The following is a 16,579-nucleotide window of genomic DNA, read 5'->3' on the forward strand; positions in this document are numbered from 1 at the left end:
CGCAGTCGCTGGATTAGCGTAGCGTGAATACGAACACGTGTTCGAATCGGGGAGTTCGCATGTCTGCCGCACCGATCGCCGTCTACGGCGCCACCGGCCACACCGGGCGCCTGGTCGCCACCGAACTGCTGGCCCGCAGCCACCCGGTCGTGCTGGGCGGGCGCGACGCCACCGGGCTGATCGAGCTGGCCGCCGAGCTCGCCGAGGGCGACCGGGTGACGGTCCGGCCCGCGGCGCTCGACGAACCGGCCGAGTTACGCGCGCTGACCGGCAGCGCCCCGGTGCTGATCCACTGCGCCGGTCCGTACTCGCGCACCGGCGAGCCGCTGGTCGCCGCCGCGCTCGACACCGGCACGCACTACGTCGACCACGCGGTCGAGATCCACCACGTCAAGCACCTGTTCGACGCTTACGGGACGGCGGCCGAACGGGCCGGCGTCCTGGTGTGCCCGGGCCTGAGTTTCTACGGCGGGTTCGGCGATCTGCTGGCCTCGGCCGCCACCGGCGGGGCGACGGTCGTGCAGAAGGTGACGGTGGGGTACGCGGTCAGCGGGTGGCGGATGACGACCGGTGCCCGCCACACGGCCGACCAGCTGATCAACGAGGTCGAACGGATCACGTTCGCCGGGGGCGCGCAGCGCATCGGGCCGCAGCCGATGTACACGACGTCGTTCGCGTTCCCGCCGCCGCTGGGCGACCGCGAGATGATCGGGCCGTTCCCGACCGGCGACGCGGTGACGATCCCCCGGCACGTCCCGACCCGCGACGTCGAGGTGCTGCTCACCGCCAGCACGTTCGCCGAGCCGCAGGTCTTCACCAGCGAACACGTCGACGCGGCCGAGCGGGCGCAGACCGCGTTCACGGTCGCGGTCGACGTGCGGACCGCGGAGGGCACCCGGTCGGCGCACCTCACCGGCCACGACATCTGGTGGGCCGGCGCGGTGGCGTCGGTGGAGGCCGCGCTCGACCTCGCGCTCGACGGCAAGGCGCCGGGCGCGTCCTCGGGGGTGCACAGCCCGGCCGAGGCGTACCCGGCCGGGCCGTTCCTGCGCCGCCTGGAGGATCTCGGGGCGTTCGTCCTGGATCTACCGGACGCGTAGCCGCACCAGCTGCGGATCGTGGTCGCTGGCCTGATCGGTGTACTCGGCGTTCACGTGCACGATGTCGTACGAGTACGAGCGAGCGGCGCCCCTGCTCAGCAAGATGTGGTCGAGCACCTGCGAGTTGCCGTCGAACACGTACGTGTACCGCTGCGAGACCGGCAGCGTCGCGGGCAGGTCGACGAGCTGGGTGCCGGCCACGGTCTTCACGGTCGTGGAGAACTCGAAGTCGTTGAGGTCGCCGACGACCGCGACCAGCGCCTGCGGCCCGAGCTGCCGCACGAAGTCGTTGACCAGCTTGGCCTGGGCGGCCCGCTTGGTCGCGGACGGGGTCGCGGGCGGCTGGAATCGGCCGAACAGGGGCTGATCGCCGCCCTTGGAGGCGAAGTGGTTCGCGATCACGACCACCGACCGGCCGCGGTAGACGAACTCACCGGCCAGTGGCTTGCGGCTGTCGGCCCACGCGTCGTTCGCGGGGGCGATCCGGCCCGGGTTCAGCGTGAGGTGCCCGCCGGCGTTCACGGCGACGGCGGTGGTCGAGTCTCCCGCCGGAGCGCCGGCGAACGACACCCCACGGCTCGGTGCGAAGAGGAAACCGACCCGGATGTTCCCGCCCGGCTCGCCTCCGTCCTGGTCGTCGACCGGGTCGATCTGCCGGAACTCGTACGACGGGCCGCCGGCCGCGGTGATCGCGGCGATCAGTTTCGCGTACGTCTGACCGGCTGCGACCGTCCCGTCGTCGGTGGCGCCGTTGTCGTCCTGCACCTCTTCGAGCGCGAGGACGTCGGGCGCACGCAGGTTGTTCACGATGATCGACGCCAGCCGGGCGAACTTCGCGGGCGGGTCGCCCGGATCGAGGTTCTCGACGTTGAACGTGCCGACGGAGAGCTCGGTGCCGGTGTCGGCGCGAGTGGTCTCCGGGGTCAGCGTCCCGGTGAACGTGGCCGCCGCGGTCAGGACGATCTTGACGTTGCCGAAGCCGTAGCTCACGACGCCGGTGACCGGGCCGCTCGCCTTGGCGCTGACGTCCACCATCGGCGGCACGAAACCGAGCCCGTCGTCGAGGATGATCCGCTCGGGGTTGGCGTCGCCGGGACGCAGCACGATGCCGCCGCGCGCACTGCGCGGGCCGGCGCCGGTCGTCACGACCGGGAGCTCGTTGAACGAGTTGGTCGGTCCGACCGCGACCGCGTTGACGACCTGCACCCGCATCGACTCGAGCGATTCGTAGTAGTCGATGCCGTCGGTGGCCGGGTCGAACGTGCCGGACTGTTCCACGTCGCCGGTGGAGTCGTTCTCGATGACGGACGTCGGCGGGCGCAGCACGGTGGCCACCGGGAGGCGGTTACCGGAGGACGTGACGGTCACCGTCGGGCTGGTGAGCTCGGTCGTCGTGAGGTTCGCGGTGCCGTCCGCGCCGCCGGGGCGGAACTCGGTGACGGTGCCCGTGACGGTCACCGCGTCGCCGACGGCGGCGGTGGGCGCGGAGCCGGTGTAGACCAGGATCGCCTCCGACGTCCGGGGATCGCGGTCGGGCTGCGGATCCTGCAGGTAGAAGCCGTTGGACGCCGTGGCGGTCACGATCCCGGGAACGCTCACCGCCGTGCCCCGCAGTGGCGAGAGATGCGCCGCGCCCTGGACGTCGTGGATGCGTGTCGCGGTCGCCGCCTGCGCCGGTGCGCTGATCAGCACGGCCGAGAGCAGTACCCCGCCGGCCGCTAGTCGTCCCAGCATTCCGTCTTCCCCTCGTTGTCCACACTGGTATCTGTGGGTATTAGCCCATATCAGCGACCTTCCCGTTCGCCGTCCTGCGAGTCTTCCCCGTCTTGCGAGTCCGGGCAGGGAAAAGGAAGGCCGCACCAGTCGCACCGGCCCTCGGCCTCGACGTGCAGGCGGCGCAAGGCCTCCCGGGCGGCTCGCCGCTCCGCCTCCACCTGTTCCGGTGTCAGACCCGCGTCGAGGTCGTCCGCGTCGTCGTCGCCGGCCATCAGCCCGGTCAGCGTCCGGGCGCCATGGCGACGAGCAACGCCGGCACCAACCTGACCAGCCACCGCAACTCACCCCCGGGTACACCCTCGTCCACGACCTGCGCGCAGCCGCCCTGACGACGGGTCACCCTAGCCCCCGACGACGAGCCCGGGGCCGACCTCACGAACTCCACCAGCACCGTCGACTCCTCCATCGTTCCCCCTCCGATCTCGACCCCCTACCGGTTCTAACGACGCGTCGGCTCGGTAGCGACTGGTAACTCGGTCACCTGACCTAGAAGGTGAACGCCTCTGTCCAGAGGTCGAGGCACCGTCCTCCCCCGAGCGGAGGATGGCCCTATCGTCGAAGACAGCTACGGAAGGACGGCACATGACCGAGCGGGTCCTGACCCTGCAGGGCGCGAGCAACGTCCGTGACCTCGGCGGGCTCTCCACCGTCGACGACCGCCAGACCCGGTTCGGCCTGCTCTACCGGTCGGACGCCCCCAGCGAACTCACCCCGGCCGACGTCACCGAGCTGACCGGCGCCCGGGGCCTGCGGCAGATCGTCGACCTCCGCTCGGTCGAGGAGACCGAACGCGACGGGCTCAACCCGCTCCAGAAAGCCGGGCTCTCCTACGCCAACCACCCGATGAGCAGCGACCCCGGCGCCGGCACGGTGGTGCCCGAACTGTTGCGCGGCAGCATGTCCGGTCACTACCTCGGTTACCTCGGCAGCGGTGCCGAGGGCGTCGTGCGGGCCGCGCGTCTGCTCACGGATCCCGACCGCTTGCCCGCCCTCGTGCACTGTGCCGCCGGCAAGGACCGCACCGGCACGCTGGTCGCGATCCTCCTCGACGCCGTCGGCGTCCGCCGCGACGAGATCGCCGCCGACTACGCGATGACCGACGACAACATGGACGCGATCGTCGATCGGTACCTCCGCCGGAACGCGGGCCTGCCCACCCGGATGAGCAACCTGCCGGACGACTCGCGGCACGCCCGCGCTCAGACCATTGCCGAGTTCCTCGACCAGCTCACCACGGTGTTCGGTGGCGGCGCCGGGTGGCTTCTCGCCCACGGCTACGCGGACGCCGACCTGGCGCGATTCCGGGCCGCCTTCCTCACCGGCTGACGCCGATCCGGGCCGGCGACGTCGCAGTGCCCCGGGCGGAGTGCGAGATCACTCGGTCCCGGCGATCATCGGCAGCCGCAGCTGCTCGGCGTCTCGGAGTCTGCCGGCAGTGGAGGAGGCTCCCTCGTTCGCGCCCCGCGCCTCGCGACCGGGCGCGCCCGACTATGCGAATCGATTCGCTGCGGCAGCGCCACAGGAATGCGCAATTTCTGGCCGATACTCCGCGCCCGGCCAGCAGGAATGCGTCGCGTTATCGGTTCGTTACTTGACGGGAAGCGTCGATATCGCCAGCATTCATCACGCCGGATAATGGCATCACGAAGCACGAATCGCTACTCACAACTGATCCGCTCGGAAAACGGGGCCCGGTGGAAAACAGTGATGGAATGACGGCCGAAGGCTGCCTGGAAAAAGGGCTGTTCCGCTTCTGGGACGTATCCATGGAACGCAAAATGAGCGCCCTGGACGGACAGCAACTCGAACCCGAAGAAATTGCCGACGTTTGCCGTGGACGCGCCGGAAAGTCGAGCGTCGATTTCCGGTCTTGGTTCAGCGACCGACCACTTCTCGACTTCGATCCGCTGGCCCGCCGCAAGGCGTCGCGCTGGGAAAGCTCGTTGCGCACGGTCATATTCGCATTCAGCGGGCAAGTCGCGAGCCGCGACGAGATCCGGCACGGACGCCAAGTGATCGATTGCCTTTCACCACAGCGACGCAAGGCGATCGAGCCCGCTGACGTCCTCGGTTTGCTCGGGCCGCTGCTGATCGGGTTCCGGATGAGCCGGCGCGGGGAGTTCGTGCAGGAGGCGAATCGCCACCGCGACATGACAGCCGTTCTGCAACGGCTGCTCGATCCGGGTCCGCTGGACATCGAGATACCGCTCTGCGCGCATCGCGCGCCTCGCAGCACCGAACCACGCCGGCTCGCCACCAACCCCGACGACGGCAGCGCCCGGCGCGCACTTGCGCTCGTCCGGCTGATCGCCGACAACTCCCGCGTCGGTTTCGTACGGGCGACCTTGCGTCAGCAGACGGCCACGGAGCGGGCGTCGGCCTGCATGTTTCCCAGCGTCTTCCTCGACTACCTCGAACGCGGGCGGCTCGGCGAGCTGATCGACACGATGAACCAGCACGAGTACACGGTCCGGCGGCTCGCCGCGGACTACAGCGACCACCGGGTGACGGTCGTGCTCGAGCCTCTCGACGAGCTCTCCCTCGCGGCCGAGGACGATCTCGCCTCCGAGCACGGTGAGGACTGGTGGAGAACTCCCGACGCGAGGTTCACCGATCTGCTGGAGCGTCCGGCGGCTCCGCGATCGACGGCTTTGCTCGACGCGATGCGCCACGTCGAGCGATTCATGCCGGAGCTGGGACGAATCGCGGCCGACAGCGGGCAACCGCCGGCTTCCAACGCCTCGGCAGAGAAGAAGGCAGAGCACTGGTTCCGGCGACGCGCGGCAACGACAGCCACCGGAAAAGCGCTCTTCGAGGTCGCGTTCTACCGGCGTTGGGCGATCCGCACCCGGGCCGCGAACTCGCTCGGTCTGGGCTTCGACCGCGACTGGTCGCGCTACCAGAGAGATGCCTGGCTGACGGCCTACGGTGACGACCCCGACCAGAGCATCCCGCTCCTCTACGCCCGCCGAAACCCGCACCCGGACGCGAGCACCACCCTCCGTCGGCTCAGCTACCGCCAGTTCTGGTTGCCGGGCCGTGCCGAATCGGCGGCATGATGGGACGCCATCCGCGATGGGATCGCCTGGCTGCGTCCTTTTCGTTCTACTCCGGTTCGGCCTTCCTCTCGTACGGTGATCGGAACGCGGGCCGCACCCTCAGTGTCGAAGCAACCGACGGTGACGACCTGGTCGGCGCGATTCCCGGCTGGATCACCGAAGGCAACGGGCATCCCTACCTGGAGCCGACCGGCTTGCTGGGCGGCCTCGGGCTGGCCCCCGCGCGCTATGTGGTCCTCGGGTCGCCGTACGCGTTCTTCGGCGAGTTCATGCTCGCGACGCCGGATGCCGCGCCGCTTCTCGTCCGGGCCGCCCGGACCGTCCAGCAGCGCGAAGACGCCGTCGGGGTGATCGGCCTCCACCTGAGTGACGGCTCCATCGACGCGGTCGTCACGGCGTCCGCCCGGCCGCCGCTACTGGTGGGCTTCCACGCTGTCATCGACGTCCCGGCGAGCTTCGACGAGTACCTGGCCGCGCTCCCCAGCTCACGCCGTACGAAGATCCGCCGGGAACGGAACGCATTCCGATCGGCCGGTCTCACGCCCTCCGTGGAGCAAATTCCGGACTGCCTCCCGGAGCTGTCCTCGCTGATCGCGCGATCCGAGGCGCGGCACGGGATTCGAACCGACTCCGCCACGGTCGCGGCGGGCCTCCGGCGCCAGCATGACTGCTTTCCGGATCGCGCTCGGGTGTTCACCGCTCGTGGCCCATCCGGAGAATTGCTCGGTGGCGTCGTGGTCCATCTGGACGAGATCTCCGTCCACACCAGAATTGTCGGCCTGCTGAACGAACGTTCGCCGGCCTGTGAATACTTCAATCTCGGCTACTACCAGCCGCTACTATTCGCTATCGGCAGCAACCGGCGACGCATCGACCTCGGCATGGAAGCCTATCCCGCAAAGCTCGGGCGGGGCGCCCGGCTCGAGCCGCGATGGGCGGTCGATCTGTCTGATACGCCGCTCTGGACCCCTGATGATGCGCGCCACTGGAACCAAAGCAAGATCGACGCGCTGATCCGACTGGTCGCGCATTCGCCGAATTCCTCGAACACCGCCCTCGTGAGCCATCTCCAGAAGATCATCAACGAGCCGGGAGGATGACCATGCTCTCCATCGCCAAGGAATTCTCGTTCTCCGCCAGCCATCGGCTGGCCCACCTCGCTTCCGATCATCAGTGCAGCCGCTTGCACGGGCACAACTACGTCGTCTCGGTCGAACTCACGGCCGAAGCAGCGGACCTCACGCCGGCCGGCTTCGTCCGCGACTACGGCGATCTGGCATCCGTGGCCAAATGGATCGACGCCGAACTGGACCATCAGCATCTCAACGACGTCATGGGTGATCAGAATCCCTCGGCCGAGAACCTCGCGATGTGGATCTACTCCACCTGGGTCGATCAGATCCCCGAACTCACCTGCGTGCGTGTCTCCGAGACGCCCCGGTCCTGGGCGGAATACCGCCCCGGGACCGCCCGATGACCGGGGAGGCACACGCGATGAACATCGACACGACCGCTGTCGAACCGCTCGAGGAACTGGCCCGCCAGTTGCTTCGGGAACTCGGCGAAGACCCCGAACGCGACGGCCTCCGCGACACCCCGAGCCGCTATGCCCGCTGGTGGCGTGAGTTCATCGACTACAGCCCGGGCTCGCTCGACACCACGTTCGATCTCGTCCGCACCAGCCAGACGGTGGTCGTCAGCGATATCACGGTCTGGAGCCTCTGCGAGCACCACCTGCTGCCGTTCAACTGCGTACTCACGATCGCCTACCGGCCGCGGGAGAGAATCCTCGGCCTCTCGAAGTTCGCCCGGATCGCGCACAAGCACGCCCACCGGCTGCAGGTCCAGGAGCGGTTGGTGACCGGCATCGCCGAGGAGGTCGAGGAGCTCACGGGTAGCGGCGACGTCGCCGTGATCGGCCGCGGCGAGCATCTCTGCATGACGATGCGCGGCATCCGGACCGGGGCGCTGATGACGTCGGCTTCGTTTCACGGCGTGTACGAGAAGGACAGCGACGAGCGTGCCGAGTTGTTTGCTCTGCTTCCTCCCGCCGAGCGATGACGGTCCGGCGCCTGCACACGATCACGTTCCTCGACTCGCTCGGGACCGGTTCCTACGTCGCGATCAGCGTCGTGTACTTCGTCCAGGTGCGCGGGCTGTCCACCGGTGGGGTCAGCCTGGTGCTCGGGCTGGCGGCCGCGGGCGCTGCGCTGGCCGGCTTGCCGCTCGGCGTGGTGTCCGACTGGCTGGGGGCGCGGCCCGTACTGGTGATTTCTCATGTCGCGATCGGGACCCTTTTCGCGTTCCTTCCCCAGATTCGTGGTCCAGTGGGCCTCGGCGTCGTGCTGGTCACCATCGCCGTGCTCCAGGCGTCCATCGGCCCGGCGAAGTCCACGCTGCTGTACTCGTACTCGAACCCGGAGCAGCGGACTCGGGAACAGGCGATCCAGCGATCGATCTTCAACATCGGATTCGCCGTCGGCGCCGCGGTGAGTGCGGTGGTGACCGCGTTGGCCGGCGATGCCGGCTCGGTCGGACTGATCTACCTCAACGCTTGCTCGTACCTCGGTTGCGCCGTCGTCGCGATCGCCCTCGCACCGCGAACCCGTGAGCCGACGGCGACGGCGACGGCAACGACGGACCGAGGCCCGCTCGCCGTGGTGCGCGATCGGCCGTTCCTGCTGCTGACCGGGCTCTACGGAGCGCTTGCGCTCAGCGAGTGCGTGATCGTGGTCGGCGTTCCGATGTGGGTGGTGACGGTCGGCGCGCCCCAGTACGTCATCCCGTTCTGCCTGCTGCTGAACACCGCGGCGGTGATCGTCTTGCAGACGCGGTTCAGTCGCGCTGCGGACGGCACCGGACGCAGCCGCCGGTTCCTGACGCTCGGCGCACTGGCCTTCGCGGCCGGTGCGGCGTCGCTCGCCGCCGTCCCGCCTCATGATCCGTCCCGGGCCCAGTTGATGATCCTCCTGGCGACCGCGGCCTTCACCCTCTGCGAACTGCTGGCGTCCGCGGGCGCCTGGGCGCTCGTGCTGGCCCGTGTCGGGGCGCGCGACCAGGGCGCGTACTTCGGAACGTTCGGCATGAGCTTCTCGCTGCAGGCCGTTGCCGGCCCACTGCTGTTCGGATGGATCGTGGTGCCGCACGGCGCGATCGGATGGCTGGTGCTCGGCGTCGCGGCGGTCGCCCTCCTTCCGGCGATCGGCGCCACCGTGACTCGCCTCGGGAGAGCCCGGACCCGGCCCCAGCTCGCCTGACGCTCAGAAAAACGTCCCGCAGAACGGCGCGGCGTCTCCGGCGAACAGCGTCTCCGCCACGGCCAGCGCCGCCGCATCGTGCACCTCCACCCGCCCCGCGGCCGCGAGATCACGCCACCTCACGCCGCCCAGGTACGCCGCACCCAGCGCCGAGACGTCCACGGTGAGCTGCGGCGCAGCACTCGTGGGCTTCGCGCCGGCCGCGCCGATCCAGTACGCTCCGGCGTTCTCCGGCAGTACCGGATCCAGCACCCCGACGACGACTTCCCCGCTCCCGCGGTACGTCCGCGCGGCCAACGCCTCCGGCACGTCCACGAGCCGCAGCCAGATCTCGTCCTCGACCCGCACCGTCGACACCGGGCGCACGTCCACCAGCAGCTCCCGGATCGGGTCGTCGAGCGGCAGGGCCTCGAACCGCACCGCGCCGACCAGGTCGATCGTGAACAGGTACCGCAGCAGGGCCGCCCGGGCGGCCGGGTCCGGCGCGACGAAATCGTCCACGATCACGGTGCACTCGTCGTCCCGCCACTCGCCGGCGTGATAGCGCACGTACCCGTCTTCGGCGCCGGGCTCGCCGTGCAGCACGACGACCGCGTGCTCCTCCTTGTCGTCGTCCGACCGCACCTGCCGGGTCGTCCACCACTCCTCGGTCCGCGACATCGCGCCGACCCAGCCCGGATCGACCTGCGCGTACACCCGCCGCTGGTCGGCCCACGGATCGGACGACAGGCGCACCCGCCCGCCGGTCGGCACACCGGGCCGGAACCGCGCCTTGCGCGCCGCGACCTCGACGCACTGGATCCAGCCGGCGATCCCGTACCCGTACCGCTCGTAGATCCCACCCTCGGCGGCCCGCAGCGTCGCGATCGGCACGCCGCGCTGCCGGGCGTCCGCCAATTGGTAGTTCATCAGTGCGCGAGCCACCCCGCGGCGGGTGTGGGTCGGCAGGACGCCGACCCGCGTGACCGCGAGGTGGGGCAGCCGGGCACCGCCCGGCACCACGACCGTGGTGCCGTAGGCGGACGCTGTGCCGACGAGCTCGTCGTCGACGAACCCGCCGAGCACGCGGCCGGGCTCACCGATCGTGGTGACGTCACCGGGGAACGGCGGGATGCCGATCAGCGCGGTGCGGAACACCTCGAAGGCGCGGACGAGGTCGTCGGGAGTCTCCAGGACACGTACCTGCGGCATACCTGGACTCCATCATGGCTGTCACTCCGATTTCAGCGACGCCCCCACGGCCTCGGACAGCGACGTGGTCGGGCGGCCGATCAGGCGGTGCAGGTCACCGCTGTCGACGAACAGCTCGCCGGCCGACAGGCCGCGGTCGGAATCGGCGAGGATCTCGGCGAACGGCTGCGGGATGCCGAACCCGGCCAGCGTCTGCGCGTACTCGGCCTCCGGCAGGTTCCGGTACACGACCGTCTTGCCGCTCTGCCGGCTGATCTCGTCGGCCAGCTCGGTGAGCGTGAACGCCTCGTCGCCACCGAGCTCGTAGATCGAGCCGGGCACCGGATCGGTCAGCACGGCGGCCGCAGCGGCCGCGAAGTCGGCGCGGGTCGCGGGTGACACCCGGCCGTCACCGGCCGCGCCGAGCACGACGCCGTTCTCCACCGCCTGGGCCACCTGCCCGGTGTAGTTCTCCAGGTACCAGCCGTTGCGCAGGAAGACGAACGGCAGTCCGGTCGCCTGGATGGCCTCCTCGGTCGCCTTGTGCTCCACGGCCAGCGCGAGGCTGCTCCGGTCGGCGTACGCGATGCTGGTGTAGACGATCAGACCGACGTTCGCCTTGTGGGCGGCGTCCACCACGTTCTGGTGCTGCTGGGCGCGCGAACCCGCCTCGCTGCCGGAGATGAACAGCAGCCGGTCGGTTCCGGCGAACGCGCTCACCAGGCTGTCCGGCTCGTTGTAGTCCGCCTTCACCACGCGGACGCCCAGGTCGCCGGCTTTCTCGGGATTGCGCACGGCGGCGGTGATCTCCGACGCCGGCACGCCCCGTTCGAGCAGGTCGGCGACGACGAGGCGGCCGAGCTGGCCGGTAGCGGCGGTCACAGTGATCACGGGTGCTCCTTGGGTAGGTCAAACAACACCCCCTAGCTTGTACTAACTTTTCGAAAGTGCAACCTCCTGGTGAGTACGGTCACTGAGCGGGCAAAAACCCACCTCTCCGCGTAGGCTGGCGGACGTGAGCGCCGAGCCGGGTGAGACGTCGACCGAAGATCTGGTCGCTGACGTCTTCGCGCGCAACTGCGCCTCCCGGCGGACGCTGGAGAGCGTCACCGGCAAGTGGGGCGCGCTGTCGCTGGTCGCGCTGCGGGAGGGCGCGTACCGGTTCAACGCGCTGCGGCGGCGGGTCGACGGGGTGAGCGAGAAGATGCTCGCCCAGACCCTGCAGACGCTCGAGCGCGACGGGCTGGTGAAGCGCGAGGTGCTGGCGACGATCCCGGCCCGGGTCGAGTACACGCTGACGCCGCTCGGCACCGAGATCGCCGACCGGATGTTCGGCCTGATCCAGCTACTGGAAGCCCGCGTCCCGGAAGTCGTCGCCGCCCGCGACGAGTACGACGCCACCCACCGTCGCTAACGGCTCCCACCCGGGGCCCGGCGAGGGCGTCCCACCCGGGGCCCGGCGAGGGCGTCGCAGCCGCGTCCGTCCTCACCGGGCCGGGCACCTAGGCGGTGGGGATTCCGTTCGCGGGCGGCACGGCCGCATCGGCCGCGTGCGGCTCCACCGGGCCGGTTCCCGTGTCGGTGACGTACGGGGTGTCGACGAACGCCTGCCTGCCGCCCTTGATCACCGAGATCTGCGTCCCGCTGAACCCGGAGTGGTCGTCCCGGCCGTACCGCATCGGCACCAGCGACGGCCCGGCGAATCCGCCCTTCTCCACCGCCGAGACCAGCGCCTCCCGGGTCAGGTCCTTGCCCGCGGCCTGCAACGCCTGCACGAACGTGTAGCCGACGGCCATCCCGAACAGCGTGTTGACCTCGAACGTCGTATTGGCGTTGTACTTCTGGTTGACGTCCTTGAAGAGTTTCGTCCACGGGTTCGCGTCGTCCAGCGGGCTCGGCAGGTACCCCGACGTCACATAGCCCTCGAGCAACAGCGGCGCGGGCTTGCCGAGCAGCGCCGACAGACCGGTGAAGTCACCGCCGACGCTGCTGCCGACCCACTGCGCCCGGTACCCGAGCTTGGCCGCGGTGCCGATCGTCAGCGCGGTGAACGGGGTGATCGTGGCCAGCATGTTGACTTGGCAGCCGGCCGCCTTCAGCGCCCCGACCTGCGGCGCGACGTTCGCGTTGGTCGGTACGTAGTTCTGCTTGACCGCGAGCGGCCCCAGCACGGTCTCCGCGCCCTTCGCGGCGTCGTCGCCGAAGTCGTCGTTCTGGCCGAAGAAGCAGACCTTCCTGCCGGGGAACGTCTTCTTGACGTAGTTCGCCAGGACCTTCGCCTCGGTCACGTAGTCCACGTTGAACCCGAACGTGCCGGGGTACTTCGACGGCTGGTTGAACAGCGCGCTGCCGGAGGAGACGAACAGGTCGGGGACCTTGTTCGTGGTGAGGAAGTCGAGCACGCCGGAGTGCGTCGGGGTGCCCAGCCCGTTGAGGATCGCGAAGACCTTGTCCTGCAGAACGAGCTGCCGCACGACCTGCTGGGTCTTGGCCGGGTCGTAGGCGTCGTCGGCGATCTTGTACTCGATCTTGCGGCCGTGCACGCCGCCGTTCGCGTTGACGTACTCGAAGTAGGCCTTGGTCGCGGACGCGATCTTCGAGTAGCCCGCGGCGGCGCGGCCGGTGAGCGGCTGGTGCGTGCCGACCAGGATCGTCGTGTCGGTGACACCCGGGACCGAGGCCCCGGTGCCGGAAGGCGAATCCTCGGAACAGGCGGCTAGCGATGCCGCGCCGAGCACCAGCGCGGCGGCAACGGCGACACCGCGCCGTAGGGAACGGAGCATGGACCGGCCCTTCTGTGGGGGTTGGGACAATTCGGTCAGCGCCGAACCGCGCCGCGAAGGCGGCGCGTCGCCCGGGTGACCAGGGCGTCCAGGCCACCGGGGGCGGTGGTCGTGACGACGATCAGCGCGAGGCCGAAGACCGCGAGCGGCAACGTGCCCTCCAGCCGCTGCTGCGCGGCGGCCCCGACCTCCAGCCATCCGCTCACGGCGTCGGCCAGCGGCTGGAGCGCGACCAGCGTCACCGCACCCCAGAGCGCACCACGCAGTCCGCCCAGACCGCCGAGCACGATCGCCAGCATCAGGTTGAGCGAGAGCGTCAGCCCGTACGCACCCGGCGACACGCTCTGCGCCAGCACAGCCAGCAGCGCGCCGCCGAGCCCGGCTCCCGCCGCCGACACCACGAACGCCAGCACCCGCAGGCGTCCGACGTGGATCCCGGCCAATGACGCGGCCACCTCGTCGTCCCGGACCGCGCGCAGCGTCCGGCCGAACCGGCCACGCGCCAGGTTCGCGAGCAGCAGCATCGTGATCCCGGCACCGAGCAGCGCGATCCAGGCCTGCCAGCGCTCGAACGGGAAGTACGCGCCCAGCGAGGAGGGTGCCGGGGCCAGCGCGAACGAGAGCCCGGCGTCGCCGCCGAACACGCCGTCGAACGTCGTGGTCACCGCGGGCACCGCGGCCGCCACCGCGAGCGTCGCGCCGGCCAGGTACGGCCCGTGCAGCCGGGCCGCCGCGACGCCGATCACCGCGCCCAGCACCACCGCCGCGAGCACGCCGGTCAGCACCGAGACCGGCAGGTGCCACCATTGGTCGCCACCCAGCCGCGCTTGCGTCAGCGCCACCGGGTACGCACCGGCCGCCATCAGCGCCCCGTGTCCGAGGGAGATCTGTCCGTTGAAGCCGGTCAGCAGGATCAGCCCCGGCAGCACGCACAGGTAGGCCGCGACGGTCGCCAGCTGGTAGTTCCGGAACGGCGAGATCTGGTACGTCGCGCACACCACCACGACGCCGACGACCACCGCGATCGAGAGATGCCTCAGTAAGGTAGGCGCTCCGTTCGCCACGCCGCTCACACCCTCCTCGCGCGCGGGGCGGCGAACAGCCCGCCCGGGCGCACCAACAGCACACCCACCAGCAGCACGAGCACGGCCAGCGGCGTCGCGTCGCTGCCCACGTACCCGCCGACGTACGAGAGCAGCACCCCGACGACCAGCCCGCCGGCCACGGCCCCGGCCGGCGAGTCCAGTCCGCCCACCACCGCGGCCGTGAACGCGGCCACGAAGATGTCGTCCATCGCGGTCGGGTGCAGCCCCAGCTCGGTCGGAATGACCAGCAACCCGGCCAGTGACCCGACCACCGCCGCCAGCACCCACCCGAGCGTCCGCAGGAGTGCGACGTCCACCCCGAGCAGGCGCGACACCTCCGGCGCGAAGGCCGACGCACGCATCCGCAGGCCCAGCGGCGTCCGGGTGAACAGGACCGTCAGCAGCACGAGCAGGACCCCGACGACGGCGAAGACGAACAGGTCGTACGGGGACACACCCAGAACGACCGCGGTCTGGCTGAACGGAGCCGGGAACGCGAGGTACTCGTTCGTGTAGACGATCCCGAGCACCGCCTGCAGCAGCAGGACCAGCCCGATCGCCACCACTATGGCGTTGCGCGGCGGCGCGTCGTGCACCCGCCGCGCGACGACGACCTCGATCAGGCCCCCGAGGAGCGCGGCCCCGACCAGCGCGGAGGCGAACCCGAGCCAGTAGGACCCGGTCGCGGACGACACCGAGTACGCGAGGTACACGGTCGCGACGGCCATCGCGCCCTGGGCGAAGTTCACCACCCGGGTCCCGCGCCAGATCAGCACCAGCGCGAGCGCGAACGCCGAGTACACGGCGCCCCGCGACAGCCCGTCCACCGACAAGAACACGAATCGATCCATCAGAACCCCAGGTAGGCGTGGCGGAGGTCGTCGTCGTCGCGGAGCCGGGCCGCCGGCGCGGACAGCGCGACCCGCCCGACCGACAGCACGACGCCGCGGTCGGCGACCGAGAGCACGCTCCGGACGTTCTGCTCCACCAGCAGCACGGTCAGCCCGGTGCGCTCCCGCAGCCGGGTGAGCAGGCCGAGGATCTGCGCGGTCACCCGCGGCGCGAGGCCCAGCGACGGCTCGTCGAGCAGCAGCAGAGTGGGCCGGGCGACCAGCGCCCGGCCGAGCGCCAGCATCTGCCGCTCACCGCCGGACAGCTGGTGACCGACGCTCCCCTTCCGCCGCGCCAGCGGATCGAACAGCTCGTAGACCTCGGCCAGAGCGGTCCGCGCGTCCTTCCGGTCCGGACGCCAGAGCCCGCCGAGCCGGAGGTTCTCGTCGACGGTCAGCTCCGCCACCACCCCGCGCCCTTCCGGCACGTGGGCGAGCCCCCTCCGCACGACCTTCTCCACGGGGACGCCACGCAGGTCGGCACCGTCGTAGACGATCCGGCCGGCGGTCGGGCGGAGCAGGCCCGAGAGTGCCCGGAGCAGCGTCGTCTTCCCGGCTCCGTTGGCGCCGAGCACCGCGACGCACTCGCCCCGCTCCACCGTGAACGACACCTCGCGAAGGACGCTCACCGGTCCGTAACCGCAGGTCAACTCGTCGACCTCGAGCAGCGGCGCCATCAGGACGCGACTCCCAGGTAGGCCTCGGTGACCGCCGGGTCGCACCGGATCTCGCCCGGGGTGCCGGCCGCGATGCGTTTGCCGAAGTCGAGGACGACGATCGAGTCGCACACCGACATGACGAGGTCCATGTGGTGCTCGACCAGCATCACCGCGCAGCCCGACCGCTCCGGCAGCGCCCGGACGAGCGTCGCCAGCTCGTCGACCTCCTCCGCGCTCAGCCCGCCCGCCGGTTCGTCGAGCAGGAGCAGGCGGGGCTGCGCGACCAGGGCACGGGCCAGGGCGACCTTCTTCTGCACGGCGTACGGCAGCGCGCCCGGGAGCTTGTCCGCGTCCGCGCCGATGCCGAGGGCGTCGAGCGCGCTCCGGGCCACGCCGGCCAGGCGGCGCTCGTCCCGGTCGCTGCGGGACAGCCCGAACAGCCCGGACGCGAATCCGGCGCGGGCGCGGCACCCGGCGCCGACCATCGTGTTCTCCAGCGCGGTGAGACCGGCGAACAGACCCAGCCCCTGCAGCGTGCGGGCGATTCCGGCGGCGGGCAGCCGGTCGGGCCGGGGCCGGAGTGGCCGGTCGTCCCAGCGCAGGGTCCCGGTCGTCGGCCGGACGAACCCGCAGACGACGTTGAACAGCGTCGTCTTCCCGGCGCCGTTCGGGCCGATCACGCCGACCACGGAGCCGGGCGGAACCTCCACCGAGACGTCGTCCAGGGCGACCAGTCCGCCGAAGCGCACCCCGATGCCGTTCGCGTGCAGCCCGCTCATCGCGCTCCCGTCCGACGGTGT

The 16,579-nt window shown here is 70.5% G+C and carries 17 protein-coding genes; 8 read left to right on the forward strand and 9 right to left on the reverse strand.

Annotated elements, in window-relative coordinates; translation table 11 throughout:
• Positions 1-59: 59 nt before the first annotated feature.
• Positions 60-1,100: a saccharopine dehydrogenase NADP-binding domain-containing protein gene (locus tag ACIBZJ_RS12895; protein WP_395928782.1), complete on the forward strand. Its 1,041-nt coding sequence runs from the start codon at positions 60-62 to the stop codon at positions 1,098-1,100.
• On the opposite strand, the gene ACIBZJ_RS12900 is transcribed toward ACIBZJ_RS12895, so the two are convergent.
• Both ACIBZJ_RS12900 and ACIBZJ_RS12905 read right to left on the reverse strand, forming a co-directional pair.
• On the reverse strand, positions 1,086-2,834 hold the full coding sequence (locus ACIBZJ_RS12900; protein WP_395928784.1) for an endonuclease/exonuclease/phosphatase family protein: 1,749 nt from the start codon (positions 2,832-2,834) through the stop codon (positions 1,086-1,088). The genes ACIBZJ_RS12895 and ACIBZJ_RS12900 overlap by 15 nt on opposite strands.
• A gap of 50 nt (positions 2,835-2,884) precedes the next feature.
• Positions 2,885-3,151 (reverse strand): hypothetical protein, encoded by a 267-nt coding sequence (locus ACIBZJ_RS12905; protein WP_395928786.1) that lies wholly within the window; start codon positions 3,149-3,151, stop codon positions 2,885-2,887.
• A 307-nt stretch (positions 3,152-3,458) separates the two neighbouring features.
• On the opposite strand from ACIBZJ_RS12905, the gene ACIBZJ_RS12910 reads away from it, so the two are divergent.
• The 6 genes from ACIBZJ_RS12910 to ACIBZJ_RS12935 all read left to right on the forward strand — a co-directional run bounded on the left by ACIBZJ_RS12910 (position 3,459) and on the right by ACIBZJ_RS12935 (position 9,192).
• Positions 3,459-4,202 (forward strand): tyrosine-protein phosphatase, encoded by a 744-nt coding sequence (locus ACIBZJ_RS12910; RefSeq protein WP_395928788.1) that lies wholly within the window; start codon positions 3,459-3,461, stop codon positions 4,200-4,202.
• A gap of 386 nt (positions 4,203-4,588) precedes the next feature.
• Positions 4,589-5,935 carry a hypothetical protein gene (locus ACIBZJ_RS12915; RefSeq protein ID WP_395928790.1) on the forward strand — a complete coding sequence of 449 codons (1,347 nt, stop codon included), beginning with the start codon at positions 4,589-4,591 and terminating at the stop codon, positions 5,933-5,935.
• Positions 5,932-7,035 (forward strand): peptidogalycan biosysnthesis protein, encoded by a 1,104-nt coding sequence (locus ACIBZJ_RS12920; protein WP_395928792.1) that lies wholly within the window; start codon positions 5,932-5,934, stop codon positions 7,033-7,035. The genes ACIBZJ_RS12915 and ACIBZJ_RS12920 overlap by 4 nt, the downstream gene beginning before the upstream one ends.
• A 2-nt stretch (positions 7,036-7,037) precedes the next feature.
• Positions 7,038-7,412, forward strand: a complete 375-nt coding sequence (gene queD / locus ACIBZJ_RS12925; protein ID WP_395928794.1) for a 6-carboxytetrahydropterin synthase QueD — start codon at positions 7,038-7,040, stop codon at positions 7,410-7,412.
• On the forward strand, positions 7,409-7,996 hold the full coding sequence (gene folE, locus ACIBZJ_RS12930) for a GTP cyclohydrolase I (protein ID WP_395928796.1): 588 nt from the start codon (positions 7,409-7,411) through the stop codon (positions 7,994-7,996). The genes queD and folE overlap by 4 nt, the downstream gene beginning before the upstream one ends.
• On the forward strand, positions 7,993-9,192 hold the full coding sequence (locus tag ACIBZJ_RS12935) for an MFS transporter (protein ID WP_395928798.1): 1,200 nt from the start codon (positions 7,993-7,995) through the stop codon (positions 9,190-9,192). Before folE ends, ACIBZJ_RS12935 begins: the two co-directional genes overlap by 4 nt.
• 3 nt (positions 9,193-9,195) lie before the next feature.
• On the opposite strand, the gene ACIBZJ_RS12940 is transcribed toward ACIBZJ_RS12935, so the two are convergent.
• On the reverse strand, positions 9,196-10,383 hold the full coding sequence (locus tag ACIBZJ_RS12940; RefSeq protein WP_395928799.1) for a GNAT family N-acetyltransferase: 1,188 nt from the start codon (positions 10,381-10,383) through the stop codon (positions 9,196-9,198).
• A 21-nt stretch (positions 10,384-10,404) separates the two neighbouring features.
• A complete protein-coding gene (locus ACIBZJ_RS12945; RefSeq protein ID WP_395928801.1) occupies positions 10,405-11,253 on the reverse strand; it encodes an SDR family oxidoreductase in 849 nt (282 codons plus the stop codon).
• A gap of 124 nt (positions 11,254-11,377) precedes the next feature.
• Between ACIBZJ_RS12945 and ACIBZJ_RS12950 the strand changes: the two genes are divergently transcribed.
• A complete protein-coding gene (locus tag ACIBZJ_RS12950) occupies positions 11,378-11,776 on the forward strand; it encodes a winged helix-turn-helix transcriptional regulator (RefSeq protein WP_395928803.1) in 399 nt (132 codons plus the stop codon).
• Positions 11,777-11,864: 88 nt separating this feature from the next.
• On the opposite strand, the gene ACIBZJ_RS12955 is transcribed toward ACIBZJ_RS12950, so the two are convergent.
• The 5 genes from ACIBZJ_RS12955 to ACIBZJ_RS12975 are packed head-to-tail and all read right to left on the reverse strand — an operon-like array spanning position 11,865 to position 16,558.
• Positions 11,865-13,145: an ABC transporter substrate-binding protein gene (locus ACIBZJ_RS12955; protein ID WP_395928805.1), complete on the reverse strand. Its 1,281-nt coding sequence runs from the start codon at positions 13,143-13,145 to the stop codon at positions 11,865-11,867.
• 35 nt (positions 13,146-13,180) lie between these two features.
• Positions 13,181-14,218, reverse strand: coding sequence for a branched-chain amino acid ABC transporter permease (locus ACIBZJ_RS12960; protein ID WP_395928807.1), 1,038 nt, complete (start codon positions 14,216-14,218; stop codon positions 13,181-13,183).
• Positions 14,215-15,081 (reverse strand): branched-chain amino acid ABC transporter permease, encoded by an 867-nt coding sequence (locus ACIBZJ_RS12965; RefSeq protein WP_395928809.1) that lies wholly within the window; start codon positions 15,079-15,081, stop codon positions 14,215-14,217. Before ACIBZJ_RS12965 ends, ACIBZJ_RS12960 begins: the two co-directional genes overlap by 4 nt.
• Positions 15,081-15,797: an ABC transporter ATP-binding protein gene (locus ACIBZJ_RS12970; protein WP_395928811.1), complete on the reverse strand. Its 717-nt coding sequence runs from the start codon at positions 15,795-15,797 to the stop codon at positions 15,081-15,083. The genes ACIBZJ_RS12965 and ACIBZJ_RS12970 overlap by 1 nt, the downstream gene beginning before the upstream one ends.
• Positions 15,797-16,558: an ABC transporter ATP-binding protein gene (locus tag ACIBZJ_RS12975; RefSeq protein WP_395928813.1), complete on the reverse strand. Its 762-nt coding sequence runs from the start codon at positions 16,556-16,558 to the stop codon at positions 15,797-15,799. Before ACIBZJ_RS12975 ends, ACIBZJ_RS12970 begins: the two co-directional genes overlap by 1 nt.
• Between the last annotated feature and the right edge of the window lie 21 nt (positions 16,559-16,579).

Source organism: Cryptosporangium sp. NPDC051539 (assembly GCF_044454545.1).
Lineage (GTDB): Bacteria > Actinomycetota > Actinomycetes > Mycobacteriales > Cryptosporangiaceae > Cryptosporangium.

Bases quoted from the DNA above. Each gene is read 5' to 3' on its own strand.
- ACIBZJ_RS12970 (WP_395928811.1), bottom strand. From the start codon at position 15,797: ATGGCGCCGCTGCTCGAGGTCGACGAGTTGACCTGCGGTTACGGACCG.
- ACIBZJ_RS12920 (WP_395928792.1), top strand. From the start codon at position 5,932: ATGATGGGACGCCATCCGCGATGGGATCGCCTGGCTGCGTCCTTTTCG.
- ACIBZJ_RS12895 (WP_395928782.1), top strand. From the start codon at position 60: ATGTCTGCCGCACCGATCGCCGTCTACGGCGCCACCGGCCACACCGGG.
- ACIBZJ_RS12910 (WP_395928788.1), top strand. From the start codon at position 3,459: ATGACCGAGCGGGTCCTGACCCTGCAGGGCGCGAGCAACGTCCGTGAC.
- ACIBZJ_RS12940 (WP_395928799.1), bottom strand. From the start codon at position 10,383: ATGCCGCAGGTACGTGTCCTGGAGACTCCCGACGACCTCGTCCGCGCC.
- ACIBZJ_RS12900 (WP_395928784.1), bottom strand. From the start codon at position 2,834: ATGCTGGGACGACTAGCGGCCGGCGGGGTACTGCTCTCGGCCGTGCTG.
- ACIBZJ_RS12915 (WP_395928790.1), top strand. From the start codon at position 4,589: ATGACGGCCGAAGGCTGCCTGGAAAAAGGGCTGTTCCGCTTCTGGGAC.
- ACIBZJ_RS12955 (WP_395928805.1), bottom strand. From the start codon at position 13,145: ATGCTCCGTTCCCTACGGCGCGGTGTCGCCGTTGCCGCCGCGCTGGTG.
- ACIBZJ_RS12965 (WP_395928809.1), bottom strand. From the start codon at position 15,081: ATGGATCGATTCGTGTTCTTGTCGGTGGACGGGCTGTCGCGGGGCGCC.
- folE (WP_395928796.1), top strand. From the start codon at position 7,409: ATGACCGGGGAGGCACACGCGATGAACATCGACACGACCGCTGTCGAA.
- ACIBZJ_RS12935 (WP_395928798.1), top strand. From the start codon at position 7,993: ATGACGGTCCGGCGCCTGCACACGATCACGTTCCTCGACTCGCTCGGG.
- ACIBZJ_RS12975 (WP_395928813.1), bottom strand. From the start codon at position 16,558: ATGAGCGGGCTGCACGCGAACGGCATCGGGGTGCGCTTCGGCGGACTG.
- queD (WP_395928794.1), top strand. From the start codon at position 7,038: ATGCTCTCCATCGCCAAGGAATTCTCGTTCTCCGCCAGCCATCGGCTG.